Genomic DNA, 14,576 nt, shown 5'->3' on the forward strand with positions numbered 1-14,576 from the left:
ACTCCTACGGTGACGATCCGATATCCGAAGCGGGGTCCGGTCCATCCAGTCACAGAATGGTTTCAGCAGGAGGGACGGGCGGGGGCAAATCCGTTCTCACCGGTCACCCGGTCGGCGTCCGGGTGGCGTGACCGCCGCCACACCCGGTTCGTTGAACCGGACGCGGCGACCGGATGCAGGGGACAGCTTCCCGGTCCCGGCAGGGACGCGGCCGGCTCCGGGGACGCCCGGACCGGCCGCCCCCACGCCACCGCCCGGGCGCCGCCGCCCGGGTCGCACCCGCCCGCGTACGCACCGCCCAACGGCTCCGTACGCGCACCCGCCTCAGCGGAACCGCAGCGCTTTCAGCGCCCGCAGCCCGCGGCTCATGAAGGCCGCGTAGCTCTTGTCGTCGTCGTACCGCAGCGGCCCCAGCGCGAACGGCGCCAGCGGTACCACCCGCTGCTGCGCCACCGTCTGCGACTCCGTGTACTTCAGGATCCCCTCCGCGCCGTGCCGCCGGCCGACCCCGGAGTCCTTCATCCCGCCCATGGGCGCCTGCACGCTGCCGTACGCGGCCCCGTACGCCTCGTTGACGTTCACCGTGCCCGACTGGATCCTGGCCGCGATCCGGCCGCCCCGGCGGCCGTCCTTCGTCCACACGCTCGCGTTCAGCCCGTACGGCGTCGCGTTGGCGCGCGCGACGGCGTCGTCCTCGTCGCGGAAGCGGTAGACCGAGACGACGGGCCCGAAGGTCTCCTCGTCGCAGACGGTCATGCCGGGCTCGACGCCGTCGAGGATCGTCGGCTCGTAGAAGTACGGGCCCACATCGGGCCGCGCCCGCCCGCCGGCCAGCACCTCGGCGCCCTTGCCGACCGCCTCGTCCACGTGCCGGGTGACGGTCTCCAACTGCTGCTCGCTGACCAGCGAGCCCATGTCGGCGCCGTAGCCGAGGGTGTTGCCCAGCCGCAGGGCCCTGGTCCTGGCGACGAAGCGGGCGAGGAAGGCGTCGGCGACCGACTCGTGCACGTACAGCCGCTCGACGGAGATGCACAACTGCCCCGCCGACGCGAACGCCGCGCGCACGGCGCCCTCCGCCGCCTTCTCCACGTCGGCGTCGGCGAGCACCAGCATGGGGTTCTTGCCGCCCAGCTCCAGCGAGGCGCCGACGAGCCGGGCCGCGGCGCCCTGGGCGACCTCGCGTCCGGTGCGGGTGGAGCCGGTGAAGGAGACGTAGTCGGCGTGCCGGACGATCTCGGGGCCGACGACGGGCCCCGGGCCGATCACGACCTGCCACACCTCCTCGGGCAGCCCGGCCTCGACCAGCTTCCGGCGTGCCCACAGGGCGGTCAGCGGGGTCTTGGAGTCGGGCTTCATGACGAGCGCGTTGCCCGCGACGAGGGCGGGCAGGGCGTCGCCGACGGAGAGTTCGAGCGGGTAGTTCCAGGGCGCGATCTGGCCGACGACGCCGCGTGGGTGGCGCAGTTCCGTGACCTTGGTCAGCGTCGGCAGCGCGCCGGTGTGGCGCTTGGGGCCGAGGTAGGCGGGGGCCCTGCGGCCGTAGTGGCGGGCGGCCAGCGTGACGGACTGCACCTCCTCGTGCGCGTGCAGCCGCGCCTTGCCGGTCTCCAACTGCACGAGGTCCAGCACCTCGTCCTGGTGACGCAGCAGCAGGTCGTGGAAGCGCAGCAGCACGGCGGCCCGCTCGCGTACGGGCCTGGCCGCCCAGGCGCGCTGCGCGGCGCGGGCCCGCTCGAACGCGGCCTCCACGTCCGCGGGCCCCGCCTCCGGCACCTCGGCCAGCACCTCGCCGGTCAGCGGGGACCGGACGGCGACGGTGCCGGCGCCGGCCACGCCGCGGGTCAGGCGCTCGACGAGCGCGGGCGTGACGAACGCGGCGGCGACGGCGACGGCGGTGCGGGCGCCGTCGGAAGCGGAAGCGGTGGGGTTGCCTGCGGCGGTCTCCGTCATAAGGCCGAGGGTAGGACTCCTGCGGCGCCTTTGGATACCTGCCGGTAACCGAATTCCGCCAGCGATTGCTGGCTCATACGTTCGGCGCGGCACCGGCGGGACACGACCGGGGCCCCGGCGCCCGCCGGGGCGTACCGGCGGCCGCCCCCGCCCCCGTCACAGGTCCTGGATGTCGAGCGAGTCGACGACCTCCCGGAAGACCCGCTCGCCGTCCCGCTTGCCCTCGCCCGCGGCCGGCATCTCCACGGTCAGGTGCCAGCCGATGTTGTCGTCGTTGACGTAGAAGAACTCCCGGCTGCGCATCTCGGTCTCGGTCTCGTACCCCTCGTCGCGGGTCCACGTCGTGACCATCTCGGCGGCGTCCTTGCCCCGGTACTCGAACTCCTTGATCGACCCGTCGACGTCGGAACTCAGCTCGGTGCACTCGATGTTGTCGCCCTTGTCGCACGCCAGCGTCTGGTTGGCCTCGCTCAGCGCGCTGTCCTCGTTGCCGGAGGAGCGGGTGAGCCACAGGCTGGGCATGCCGCCCGGGTCCGTGTACGTGACCGTGCCCTCGTCGACGCTGCGCTTGTAGTCCTCCGGCACCGCCAGCGACGCCTTGAGCTGTTCCGTCTCGTCGTACGTCTTCCAGCCCGCCGGCGCGTCGTCGCCACCGCCGAGCGGGTTCGCCAGCGTCAGCACCAGCACAGCCACCACGGCTATCGCCCCGCCCAACACGGCCAGCTTCCCGCCGCGCCCCTTCGGCAGCGCCGCCGCCAGCTTCCCGCCGCGCCCGCCGCCCGCGCCGTCCTCTCCGCCGCCGGCACCGCCCGCCACCGGGGCGATCATCGTCGGCGCCGGCACCGGCCGGGCCACCGCCTCCAACTGCCGGCGCACCTCGTCCGGCGCCGGCCGCGCCGCCGGGTCCTTGCGCAGCAACTGCATCACGACCATGCCCAGCGCCCCGGAGCCGCGCGCCGGCGCCGCCGGTTCTGCGGAGAGCACGGCCTGGAGCGTCGCCGGAGCGGTCTGCCTGCGGTACGGGGACATGCCCTCCACCGCCGCGTACATCACCACGCCCAGCGACCACAGGTCCGACTCGGGGCCCGGCCGCTGGCCGAGCACCCGCTCCGGCGCGATGTACTCCGGCGACCCGACGAACGCGCCGGTCTCCGTCAGCCCCTGCTCCCCCTCGATCTGCGCGATGCCGAAGTCGGTGAGCACGACGCGGTCGTGCCGGCCGAGCAGCACGTTGTCGGGCTTGACGTCGCGGTGCAGGATCCCCGCCTCGTGCGCGGCGGTCAGCGCGCCGAGCACGGCGCCGCCGATGCGCGCCACCTCGCGCGGGTCGAGGGTGCCCTCGGTGAGCTGGTCGCCGAGGGAGCGGCCGCGGACCAGCTCCATCACGATCCAGGGCCTGCCGTCCTCCACCACCACGTCGTGCACGGTGACGACGGAGGGGTGGTCGATCCGGGCGGCGGCGCGGGCCTCGCGCTGCATCCGCTCGTACGCCGTCTGCCGCATCCGCTCGTCGAGATCGGCGGGCAGCCGGGGCTCCTTCACGGCGACGTCGCGGTCGACGACCTCGTCGTGGGCCCGCCAGACGGTGCCCATGCCGCCGACGCCGAGGCGGGCGGCGAGGCGGTAGCGCCCGCCGATCAGCCGGCCCACCGCGGGATCGCCGACGACCTGCGTGGCCGCGGGCCCCTGCGCGATGCCGTCGGCGTTCTGCTGCGGTGGCCGCAGGCCGTAGCTCGTCGGCTCGTCCCCCACCTTGTCCCCCTCGTCCGTCATGGCACCATCAATAGCGCACTACCGCGCGGTCGCTCCCCCGGATATCAACTCTGTAGAAAACGTGCGACATCGGCGGCCTCCGCCGTGACATCCGCCGCAACCCGGTCGGGGCCCTCGGCGAACATGCTGACCTGCACGGTTCCCTTCCGCAGGCGGGTCCATGTGCCGGCCGCGCGGCCATTCACGGTAACAGCGGCGCGAATCTGGCCGCCGCCGGGGCGGACGGCGCGGACGAAGTCCCGGGGGATGGCGGCGTCGCGGTCGCGCCAGCCGAGCCAGTAGTCGTCGTAGGCGGGGAGGAGGCGCACGTCGGGGGGCGGGCCCGAATCGTCTTTGCCCGGCACGTCCCTGCGCTGGTCGTCCTTGGTCTGCTCGTCCGTTCCCGGCTCGTCCGTTCCCGGCTCGTCCGGCCATACGCGGCGGGCCGTGCCCGGCGGCAGGCCCGACCAGGCGGCGAAGTCGCCCGGGGCGGCGGGTCCGTGGCCGCGGAGGTAGCGCCGGACCAGCTCGCGCACCGCGGCGTCGCCGGCCGGCTGCGGGCCTGCCGGGGGCGGCAGCCAGTCGCGCAGCGCGACGTACGTGGGCTCCCCCGCCCGCAGCGGCCCGTGGCAGACCAGCCCCGCGAGCGCCGCCCTGCGGATGACGTGGAACGGCGCCTGCCCGTCGGGCTGGACGCCGACGCGCGCCAGCCGCTCGGCCAACTCGGGGCGGGTGAGCGGCCCGTGCGCCGCGACCGCGTCCACGACGACGCGCTCCGCGCGCTCGTACACGCCCTCGTCCAGACCGAGGTCGCGGTAGCGCCGGGCGGCGCGGGAGACGAGGCGGGGGCCGTAGAGGGCGAGCAGCCAGTGCACGTCCGCCGCGGGTACCAGGTGCAGCGTGCCGCGCATGAACCAGCCGCGGACCAGGGTCCGCCGCTCCTCCAGCGCCTCGCGCACGGCGGTGCGGGTGAGCCCGTACGCGCGCGCCCGCAGCCCGAGTGCCGCGGCCTCCAGGTCCTGCGCCTGCACGGCGAAGACGCGCGCCACGACCTCCTCGGCGCCGGCGCACCGGACGCCCCCGGCGACGCACTGCGCCCGCGCCCGCGCGCGGAGCACGGCGGAATCCGTCACCGCGCCGTCTTCCGTCACCGCTCCGCCCACCGTCCCCGTACCGCAAACGCCAGCGCGCCCGCCGCCAGCACCCCCGCGCCCGCCGCCACCGACACCGGCGGCAGCGAGAACGCCAGCACCACGCACCCCGCAAGTCCCACCGCAGGCACCACGCGCGGCGGGCGGCCCTCCTCCGGGGTGAGCGTCCACGCCGAGGCGTTGGCCACGGCGTAGTACAGCAGCACCCCGAACGAGGAGAACCCGATCGCCCCGCGCACGTCCACTGTCGCAGCCACCACTGACACCACCGCGCCGACCGCCAGCTCCGCCCGGTGCGGCACCCGGAACCGCTCGTGCACCGCCGCGAGACCGTGCGGCAGATGGCGGTCCCTGGCCATCGCCAGCGTCGTACGGGAGATCCCGAGGATCAGCGCCAGCAGCGACCCCAGCGCCGCCACCGCCGCCCCGACCCGCACCACCGGCTCCAGCCACCCCGCGCCCGCCGCCGACGCCGCGTCCGACAGCGGCGCCGTCGCGTGCGCGAGACCGCCGGCGCCGAGGACGGCGAGGACGGCCACCGCCACCGCCGCGTACGCGACGAGCGTGATGCCCAGCGCCACCGGCACCGCGCGCGGGATGGTGCGCTCCGGGTCGCGTACCTCCTCGCCGAGCGTGGCGATGCGCGCGTATCCGGCGAACGCGAAGAACAGCAGCCCCGCCGCCTCCAGCACCCCCCGCACCGAGGTGTCCCCGCCCGGCCGCAGCCGGTCCGCCTCGGCGGCGCCGCTGGTCAGCGCCGCCACGACGACGGCGGCCAGCACCGCGAGCACGGCCGCGACGATCACCCGGGTGAGGAGCGCGGACTTCTGCACCCCGCGGTAGTTGACGGCCGTCAGCGCCACGACGGCGGCCACCGCGACGACGTGCTTCTGCTCCGGCCAGGCGTACGCGCCGATCGTCAGCGCCATCGCCGCGCACGACGCGGTCTTGCCGACGACGAACGCCCACCCGGCGAGGTAGCCCCAGAAGGGGCCGAGGCGCTCGCGGCCGTAGACGTAGGTGCCGCCGGAGGCGGGGTAGCGGGCGGCGAGGCGGGCGGAGGAGGTGGCGTTGCAGTACGCGACGACGGCGGCGGCGCCGAGCCCGATGAGCAACCCGGAGCCGGCGGCGCGGGCGGCGGGCGCGAGGGCGGCGAAGATCCCGGCGCCGAGCATGGCGCCGAGGCCGACGAGCACGGCGTCGCCGACGCCTAGACGGCGGACGAGAGGGGTGGCCTGGTCGGACATGGGCGGGAGGGTAGCGGAGGGAGGTGACGGGAAGGGGGCGCGCGGGATCACGTGGGGGGCGTGTGGCGCGTACGGGACGGAAGGGGCGGGCCCGGCTACGGAACCCGCCGCCTCCTCATGCGGTGGGCCGGTAGCTCTCCGCCGCGATCCGGTGGAACCGCTCCACCTCGTCGTTCTTGCCGTCCGGGCCGATCAGCAGCACCACGTGGTAGCTGTCGTCCCAGATCATCGCCAGGTTGCGCGCGTGCACCTGGCGCCCGCTGCCGTCCGTCCAGTCGAACTCGCCCTCCGCCATGACCCGCTGGCCGACCTCGATCCGCCGCAGCCCGTCGGCCTGTGCCCACGCGGAGTCGCGGTACTCGTCCAGCTCCGGCTCGCTCTGCTGCTGGTACGCCATCGGGTCGCTGCCGAACTCGCCGACGCCGTCGCGGCCGGGGACGACGAGCAGTTCGTACTCCCCGCCGACGTAGCTGACCTGGCCGTCGCTCCCGGCGGTCCGCTGCCAGTCGTCGCGGACGGCGACCTCGAAGCCCGCCGGGTCCTCGCGGAGCACGAAGCCGTCGGGCAGTTCCGAACCCGCGCCGCTGCCCTGCCCGCCGTTCTTCGGCTTGTCGGGGTCGTCCCCGGACTCCTTCGGCTGCCCGCGCTCCCCGGCTTCGTTCGGATCGCCGGCGTCCTCGGGCGGTGCCGCCGTGTCACCGGGCTCGTCCTCGCGGCCGGCGCCGACGACGCTGCGCTGGTCGCGACCCGCCTCTTCGGTCCCGGGCATGAACATCGCCGCGTATGCGATGGCGCCCGCCATGGCGACGAAGATCAGCGCAATGAGCGTACGGCCGAGGCTGCGCGGCCCGCGCGGGCCGCGCCGCGCCCGGCGTTTGTGCCGCCGCCGCACCGGCACCGGCGACTTGTTCGCGCGCCGCCTGCGCATCAGCTCGCCGCGCCTGCGCAGTATCGGCAGCCGCCGCGGATCGCCGCCGCGGCCGGTGCCGTGCTGCGGCACGGTGACCGTGCGGCTGCCGATGCCGGGCTCGGGCGCGGTCCTGATCAGGGACCGCAGCCAGCCGCGCAGCTCCTCGAAGTCCGGCCGCTCCGTGGGGTCCTGGCGCAGCAGCGACTCCACGACGGGGCGCAGGGCCCCGCACTCCTCCGCGTGCGCGGGCGGCTCGGAGCAGACGAGCTGCACCAGCTCGGCGACGTCCTCCTCGGGGTACGCGGAGTGCCCCTGGACGGCGCGGAAGAGCAGCGCGCCGAGCGCCCACAGGTCGGCGGCGGGGCCGACGGGGGGCGCGAGCTGCCAGTGCTCGTGGATGGGCCCGGCCTGCTCGGGCGCCCAGCGCTCGGTGACGGCGCCGACGACCTGCATCCGCGTCTGCCGCGCGCGCTCGGCGGCGAGCCGGGTGCTGGGCCCGGGGTAGCGGGTGGCCCCGCCGGTCCCGGGTCCCGGCAGCTCGTCGCGCCCCGCGGGCACGGCCTGCGCGCCGACGGGCACGGCGATGGACGCCCCGGGGCGCACCCCGGGCAGGCTGCCGCCGTAGGAGGCACCGCCGGGGAGGGGGTCGGGAAGGGGCTGCCGCTCGGGCTCGGCGAACCCGGCGGGCCTGGCGCCGGAGTTGCCGTAGGCACCGGAACCGCGCCCGCCGGGGTACGCCCCCGGGGCACCGGACGGCCGAGACCGGTCGGCGGACGGGTAGCCGCCCTGACCGCCACCGGCCCCGCCGGGCACGGGCCCTTGGCCGGGCACACGAGACGCACCGGGCACGGGGCCCTGGCCGGGCCCGCGGGACGCACCGGGCCCGCCGGGCACGTGAGATCCACCGGCCGCGCCGGGACCGCCGGAGGCACCGGGGCCGCCGTGGGTACCGGGACCGCCCGCGCCCGCCGGCGCACCGCCGGTGCCGCCGCGGGCGCCGGGCGCGCCCACACCTCGATACGGACCGGGTCCGCCGCTCCCGCCGTGCGGCCCCGGAACTCCTGGCGGGCCGGCCCCGGGCGCGCCGGGACCGCCGCCTGCGCCCGGCGGAACGGGGCCGCCCGCGTGCGGCGTCGGGCCCCCTTGGGCCGTGCCCGGGGCCCGGTACTGGCCGGGCGGGGGCGTGGTGCCGTACGGGTCCGCGGTGCCGTACTCGTCGTAGCCGTCGTCGCCCGCGTCGTGCGGCAGGTCGTCCCAGGGGGCGCCGGCATCCGGTGAACCGGCGGCCTGCGGGACCGGGTTGGCGGCGGCGCCCTGCGCGGGCTGCCCGCCACCGACGTCGATGCGGTCGCTGTACGCCGGGCCCGTCCCCGCGCCCGGAGGCCCGCCGGCCTCGGGCGTACGCGCGGCCTGCCCCGGCACCACCGGACGTCTCGCACCACCGGCGCCACCGGCAAGCTGCTCCTCGGCGGCCCGCGTACCGGCCTGGTACGCGGCCATCACCCCGGCCCGCGCCGCAGGCACCTCATCCCCGCGCGGCTGCCCTCCGGGCACCGCACCGGGGGGCGCACCCCGAGCCGCACCACCGGGCTGACCGCCCTGCGGCCCACCCCCGTACTGCTGTTGAGCCGGTCCACCGCCCGGCATTCCGGCCCCTTGCCCGCGGGCACCGGGAGGCCCACCACCCGGCTGCCCCTGCGCCGCACCACCCTGCGGGCCACCCGCGTACGGCCGTTGAGCCGGACCTCCGCCCGGCACTCCGGGCCTTTGCCCGTGCGCCCCGGCGGCACCGCCGCCTGGCTGACCACCCGGACGACCGCCCTGCGCGGCACCCGCGTACGGCCGTTGCCCCGGGGCCCCGCCCGGGCCCCCGGGTCCTTGCCCGGGCGCCCCAGGGGCACCGCCGCTCGGACGACCGCCCTGCGCACCACTCTCGTACGACTGCTGAGCCGGGCCACCGCCCGGCTGACCGCCCTGCGGGCCACCCGCGGGCGGCCGTTGGGCCGGGCCGCCGCGCTCACCGCCCGTCGGCCCCGCCGGCGTGCCGCCCTGCTGCCACGCGCCGAACGGCCAGCCCTCCGCGGCGCCTTCGCCGGCGCCCGCTCCGGTGCCCGAGCCGCCCTGCGTCCCCCAGCTCGCTTCGCGGCCTTCGCCGCCCCGGGGCTCGCCCTCCGCCGGATCGGGTCCGCCGCCCGCACCGTACGGAGCCGAGCGCCACACCTCGTCGTCCTCGTCGTACGGCGGCGTGCCGTACGGGCCCGCACCGCCGCGCGCCTCCGCGCCGTCGCCGTACGGTCCGCGGCGGTCGTCCCATCTCGGCGGTAAGACCCCGCCCTCCGGCTGACCGGCCACACCCCGCGGAACGCCGGGAGAGCCCTGCGCCGGCAGGAACCCCGTTGCCGGGTCCGGGAGTTGCGGCAGGCCCGGCGCGTCGCCCGGCCCCAGTCCCGGTTCCGGGCCCAACCCCGGGTCCGCGGTCACGCCGGGGCGGGGCCCAGGGCTGCCCGACGGGCGCGGGGGTTCGCCGCGGCCCGGCGGCGGCGGCAGCGGGTCGTAGCCGCACAGCGCCTCTTCCGCCGCGCCCGACGCCAGGCCCGTCAGGACCACCCGGCCGTCTTCGCAGACGAGCACCGTGCGCGTCGTGATGTTCCGGTGCGTCCAGCCGTGCGCGTGCAGCGCCCGCAGCGCCGTGAGGATGTCCGCCGCGACCTCCGCCCCGCGGTACGGGCTCAACGGCCGCTCCTCCAGCAGCCCTTCGAGCGTCCGCGCGGGCACCAGCTCGCTGACGATCCAGAGGCTGCCGCCCTCCTCGAAGACGTCGAAGACCTGCGCCAGCCGCGGGTGGTCCGGTATGGCCGCGGCCGCGCGGGCTGCGTCCATCGCACGCTGCACCACCGCGCTCGCCGCGCTCCGGCCCGCCCCGTCGCCGTACCCGGAGGGATCCGCGCCGCCGCCGTCCTCTATCAGCTCGGCCTCGACGATCTCCGGCAGCGGCACCTGCCCGATGAGGACGTCCTGCCCGCTGTACGTGTCGAAGGCGCGCGTGTGGATGGGTTCGGCGTCGACGGCAGCCGGTAGCCGGTAACGGTCGGCGAGCACTCGGCCCGCGTAGTCGTCCACGAACGCCTCCCCACAACCGCGCAATGAGCCTGAGACCGGGCCAAATGCGGTCGGTATTCAGCCTGGTCCGGATGCGTACGGTCCGCGAGACATCACGATACGTGCTCGACGGGTGGTCTGTGCCCCGCTCGCGCGGGTTAGTCCCCCGGCTTGAAGGATCCGAACGCCGTCTCGCGCAGCTCGCGGCACTCCGCGCCGTTCCACTCGCTCTCCGGACAACTGATCATTATCGCGTAGCCGTGGCTGTCGTCCACGGCGAATCCGCGGTCCAGGACCCTGATCCGCTGGCCGTCCTGTACCCGGCTGAACTGCCAGTCTGCGACCGTGGGATACCCGCGCCACTCGATCTCCTTCATCGAGATCTTGCGGTAGCCGGAGCTGGAGGAACTCACGGCGCCCTCTATGTCCTGCCAGTTCGACAGCGCGCCGCCCTCGGTGTTGTTGGGCTGGGACGTGAAGTCGATTTGTACGCGCGGGTAAGAGGACGATCCGCTGAAGATCGCGCCGCCGCCGTTCGGCGACGTACTGCTGCGCTTCCAGCCGTCGGGGAGGGCCACGGAAAACTTGAACTCGGGCTCCGTGAGCGTCGCGTAGCCGTCGGGTACGCCGGCGGAGTCCTTTCCGGAGCCGGATCCGGAATTGTCCTCGTCCTCGTCCTCGTTCTCCCCGGACCCCGGTCCCGAGGAGTCGTCGTCCTCGTCGCCAGCGGCGGCGCCGTCGTCGTCCTGCTGCCGCTTGTCCTCCTGGGCGTCGTTCTTGCCGGAGCCGCCCTGGTCCTTGTCCTGCTTCGCGCCCTTGCCGTCCTGGGTACCCGCGCCCGCGCTCTGCCCGCCGTCGTTGCCGGACGTGCCCGAGCCGGAGTCGTCGCCGCCCAGCGCGACGGCGAGCACCGTGCCGAGGATCGCCAGCGCCACCACGGCGGCGATGATCGCCAGCGTGCGCCGGGGCAGCGCCGCCACCCGCGCCGCGAGCGACCCGGCGCCCGCCCGCGCCCTCGCCGCCGGCGGTGCCGCGCCCGTGGCCGTCGTACGGGCGGCGGGGCCCTCGGCGCCGTACGCACCGGCCCCCGGACCTCCGGTCCCGGCCGAGCCCGAACCGGCGGCAGCCGCGCCCGAAGTCCCGGCGGCGGCCGCCCCGGACCGCGGCGGCGCCGCGGGCCGATCGGGCGCACCGGTCCTGGCGTCGGGGCGCGGCGGCGCTGCCGGCGCGTCGGCCGGAGCCGCCGCCTCCGCCGCCGCCGCGGCGGAACCCGCACCGGCACCGGCGCCCAACGCGCCCGCGGCCGTACCGGCACGTCCCGCCGTACGCCTGCCCCCCTGCGCCCCCGAAGTCTGTCTGCGCGCCGCCTTCTTCCGCTCCGACTTCCGCCGCGCCGGCGCGTCCGCGCCCGCCGCACCGCCTGCCGCACCGCCCGCGTCCGGCACCACCGGCAGCGGCACCATCTTCGTCGGCGCCGTCGCCGAGGGCTCGCCCGGCGCGTCCTCCGGTGCGTCGACGACGGCGCGCAGCAACGCCCGCGCGCCCGCGTCGTCGAGCCGCTCGGCGGGATCCTTGCGCAGCAGCCCATAGATGGCGTCTTCCAGCGGACCGGCGTTCTTGGGCGGGTCGATGGGCTTCGTCATCACCGCGGTCAGGGTGGCGATGGCCGACCCCAGGTCGTACGGAGGATGCCCCTCCACCGCCGCGTACAGCAGCCCGCCGAGCGACCACAGGTCGGCCGGGGGACCCGGCTTCTGCCCGCGGGCGCGCTCGGGCGAGATGTACGACGGGGCGCCGACGAGCATGCCCGTCGTCGTGATGGACGGGTCGCCCTCGACCTGCGCGATGCCGAAGTCGCTGAGCACGACGCGGCCGTCGTCGGAGATGAGCACGTTCGACGGCTTCACGTCGCGGTGCAGGATGCCCTCGCGGTGGGCCGAGCGCAGCACGTCGAGCACGGCGAGGCCGACCTCGGCGGCGCGCCGCGGGGTCAGCGGGCCGTCGTCGCGGGTGAGGTCGGAGAGCGAGCGGCCCTCGATGAGCTCCATGACGATCCACGGGCGGTCGTCCTCGTCCACCACGTCGTAGACCGTGACCGCGCCGGTGTTCCTGATGCGGGCGATCGCCTTTGCCTCGCGGAGCGTTCGCGTGACGAGGCGGCGCTTCTCGTCCTCGTCCACACTGGTGGGCAGCCGCAGCTCCTTGACCGCGACCGCACGGCCCAGCACTTCGTCCCTGGCACGCCAGACGGTGCCCATGCCGCCACGGCCGAGCACCTCCCCGAGCCGATAGCGGCCCGCCAGCAGCCGACCCGTCGCGCCGTCCCCTTCGCGCCCCATCGATCCCCTCAGCGATTCACCCCGGCAGGACCTCCATTGTGTCTTATCGCACGGACACCCCTGAGCGCCGGGCGAGGATTGCCACGATCGGTCTACCGCCGTCCGCGGCCCGATCTGCGGCGTTGACGCCGCCCAAGTCCCCTGCCGCGTTTGCTTACATGCACCTACAACCGACATGCCGCCGCCGCGGCACCGGCCCCCCGCAGGACCCGCGGGAGCACCGGCGCGCGCACCCCCGCAGGGGCACGGTCACAGCGGCACGATCTCCGGCGCCCCCAGCCGCGCCGCGTCCGCCGTCTGGTCGTCCGGCTGCCGCTGCGACTCGCGCTCCGCCTCGACCCGCTTGTCGTAGTGCGCCACCTCGCGCTCGACCTGGTCGCCGTCCCAGCCGAGCACCGGCGCCATCAGCCCGGCGACCTCGGCGGCACACTGCGTACCGCGGTCGAAGGTCTCGATGGAGATCCGGGTGCGCCGCGTCAGCACGTCGTCGAGGTGGCGCGCGCCCTCGTGGGAGGCCGCGTACACGACCTCCGCGCGCAGATAGTCGTCCGCGCCCGTGAGCGGCAGGCCCAGCGACGGGTCCTGCTCGATCAGCTCCAGCACCTCCTCCGACAGCGACCCGTACCGGTTCAGCAGGTGCTCCACCCGCGCGACGTGCACCCCCGTACGCGCCGCCGTCCGCGCCCGCGCGTTCCACAGCGCCTGGTACCCCTCCGCGCCCAGCAGCCGCACGTCCTCCGTGACGCACGGCCCGACGCGCTGGTCGAGGCCGTGCACGGCCTCGTCGACGGCGTCCTGGGCCATCACGCGGTACGTCGTGTACTTCCCGCCCGCGACGACGACGAGCCCGGGCACCGGATGCGCCACGGTGTGCTCGCGCGACAGCTTGCTGGTCGCGTCGGACTCGCCGGCCAGCAGCGGCCGCAGGCCCGCGTACACGCCCTCCACGTCGTCTCTCGTCAGCGGCACCGCGAGCACCGCGTTGACGTGCTCCAGCAGGTAGTCGATGTCGGCGGAGGAGGCCGCCGGGTGGGCCTTGTCGAGGTCCCATTCGGTGTCCGTGGTGCCGATGATCCAGTGCCGGCCCCAGGGGATGACGAACAGCACGCTCTTCTCGGTGCGCAGGATGAGGCCGCTGGCGGAGTGGATGCGGTCCTTCGGTACGACGAGGTGGATGCCCTTCGACGCCCGCACGTGGAACTGCCCGCGCTCGCCGACCATCGCCTGCGTCTCGTCCGTCCACACCCCGGTGGCGTTGACGACCTGCCGCGCCCGGACCTCGAACTCCCCGCCCTGCTCCAGGTCGTGCACCCGCGCGCCCACGACGCGCTCGCCCTCGCGCAGGAAGCCCACGACCCGCGCGCGGTTGGCGGCCTGCGCCCCGTACTGCGCGGCGGTGCGGACGAGGGTGGCGACGTAGCGGGCGTCGTCGACCTGTGCGTCGTAGTACTGCAGCGCGCCCACGAGCGCGTCCTTGCGCAGACACGGCGCGACGCGCAGGGCGTGCGAGCGGGAGAGGTGGCGGTGCGCGGGCATGCCGCGGCCGTGTTCGCGGGAGACGGACATGGCGTCGTACAGCAGCACGCCGGAGCCCGCGTACGCCCGCTCCCAGGCCCGGTGCTTGAGCGGGTAGAGGAACGGCACCGGCTTGACCAGGTGCGGCGCCAGGCGCTCGGTGAGCAGCCCGCGCTCCTTCAGCGCCTCGCGGACGAGGGCGAAGTCCAGCATCTCCAGATAGCGCAGCCCGCCGTGGATGAGCTTGCTCGACCGGCTCGACGTGCCCGACGCCCAGTCCCGCGCCTCGACCAGCCCGGTGGCCAGCCCGCGGGTCGCCGCGTCCAGCGCGGTGCCCGCGCCGACCACCCCGGCGCCGACGACCAGCAGGTCCAGCTCGCGCTCGGCCATCTGTGCAAGGGCCGCGCCGCGCTCGGCCGGCCCCAGTACCGCTGTCTTCACGGATGCCTCCTGTCCTGTCGCCCCGTTGCGGCAGTCCACGTGCCCACGTCCGATTCTGTCCGCACCCGCGCCGTACAGCCACCGTGCGTCGGCCTTGGGGCACACCGCCCAGCCGCGGAACAGCCGCGGGACAGCCGCCGTTCGGCCCCTGGGCGGCCCCCGCATGCCGCCG

At 75.9% G+C, this 14,576-nt stretch carries 7 protein-coding genes; all 7 read right to left on the minus strand.

Features of this window, described 5'->3' with window-relative positions:
- Nucleotides 1-324 precede the first annotated feature (324 nt).
- Nucleotides 325-1,950, minus strand: coding sequence for a succinic semialdehyde dehydrogenase (locus CXR04_RS13165; protein ID WP_101422168.1), 1,626 nt, complete (start codon nucleotides 1,948-1,950; stop codon nucleotides 325-327).
- A gap of 156 nt (nucleotides 1,951-2,106) precedes the next feature.
- Nucleotides 2,107-3,723, minus strand: a complete 1,617-nt coding sequence (locus CXR04_RS13170) for a serine/threonine-protein kinase (protein WP_101422170.1) — start codon at nucleotides 3,721-3,723, stop codon at nucleotides 2,107-2,109.
- Between the two features lie 44 nt (nucleotides 3,724-3,767).
- Nucleotides 3,768-4,835, minus strand: coding sequence for a winged helix DNA-binding domain-containing protein (locus tag CXR04_RS13175; protein WP_234380211.1), 1,068 nt, complete (start codon nucleotides 4,833-4,835; stop codon nucleotides 3,768-3,770).
- 14 nt (nucleotides 4,836-4,849) lie between these two features.
- Nucleotides 4,850-6,100 (minus strand): APC family permease, encoded by a 1,251-nt coding sequence (locus CXR04_RS13180; protein ID WP_101422174.1) that lies wholly within the window; start codon nucleotides 6,098-6,100, stop codon nucleotides 4,850-4,852.
- Nucleotides 6,101-6,215: 115 nt separating this feature from the next.
- Nucleotides 6,216-10,130, minus strand: coding sequence for a protein kinase (locus tag CXR04_RS36425; RefSeq protein ID WP_101422176.1), 3,915 nt, complete (start codon nucleotides 10,128-10,130; stop codon nucleotides 6,216-6,218).
- A gap of 137 nt (nucleotides 10,131-10,267) precedes the next feature.
- Nucleotides 10,268-12,448, minus strand: coding sequence for a serine/threonine-protein kinase (locus CXR04_RS13190; RefSeq protein WP_101422178.1), 2,181 nt, complete (start codon nucleotides 12,446-12,448; stop codon nucleotides 10,268-10,270).
- Nucleotides 12,449-12,697: 249 nt separating this feature from the next.
- Nucleotides 12,698-14,404: a glycerol-3-phosphate dehydrogenase/oxidase gene (locus tag CXR04_RS13195; protein ID WP_101422179.1), complete on the minus strand. Its 1,707-nt coding sequence runs from the start codon at nucleotides 14,402-14,404 to the stop codon at nucleotides 12,698-12,700.
- Between the last annotated feature and the right edge of the window lie 172 nt (nucleotides 14,405-14,576).

The organism is Streptomyces sp. CMB-StM0423 (assembly GCF_002847285.1).
In the GTDB taxonomy this organism is placed as follows: domain Bacteria; phylum Actinomycetota; class Actinomycetes; order Streptomycetales; family Streptomycetaceae; genus Streptomyces.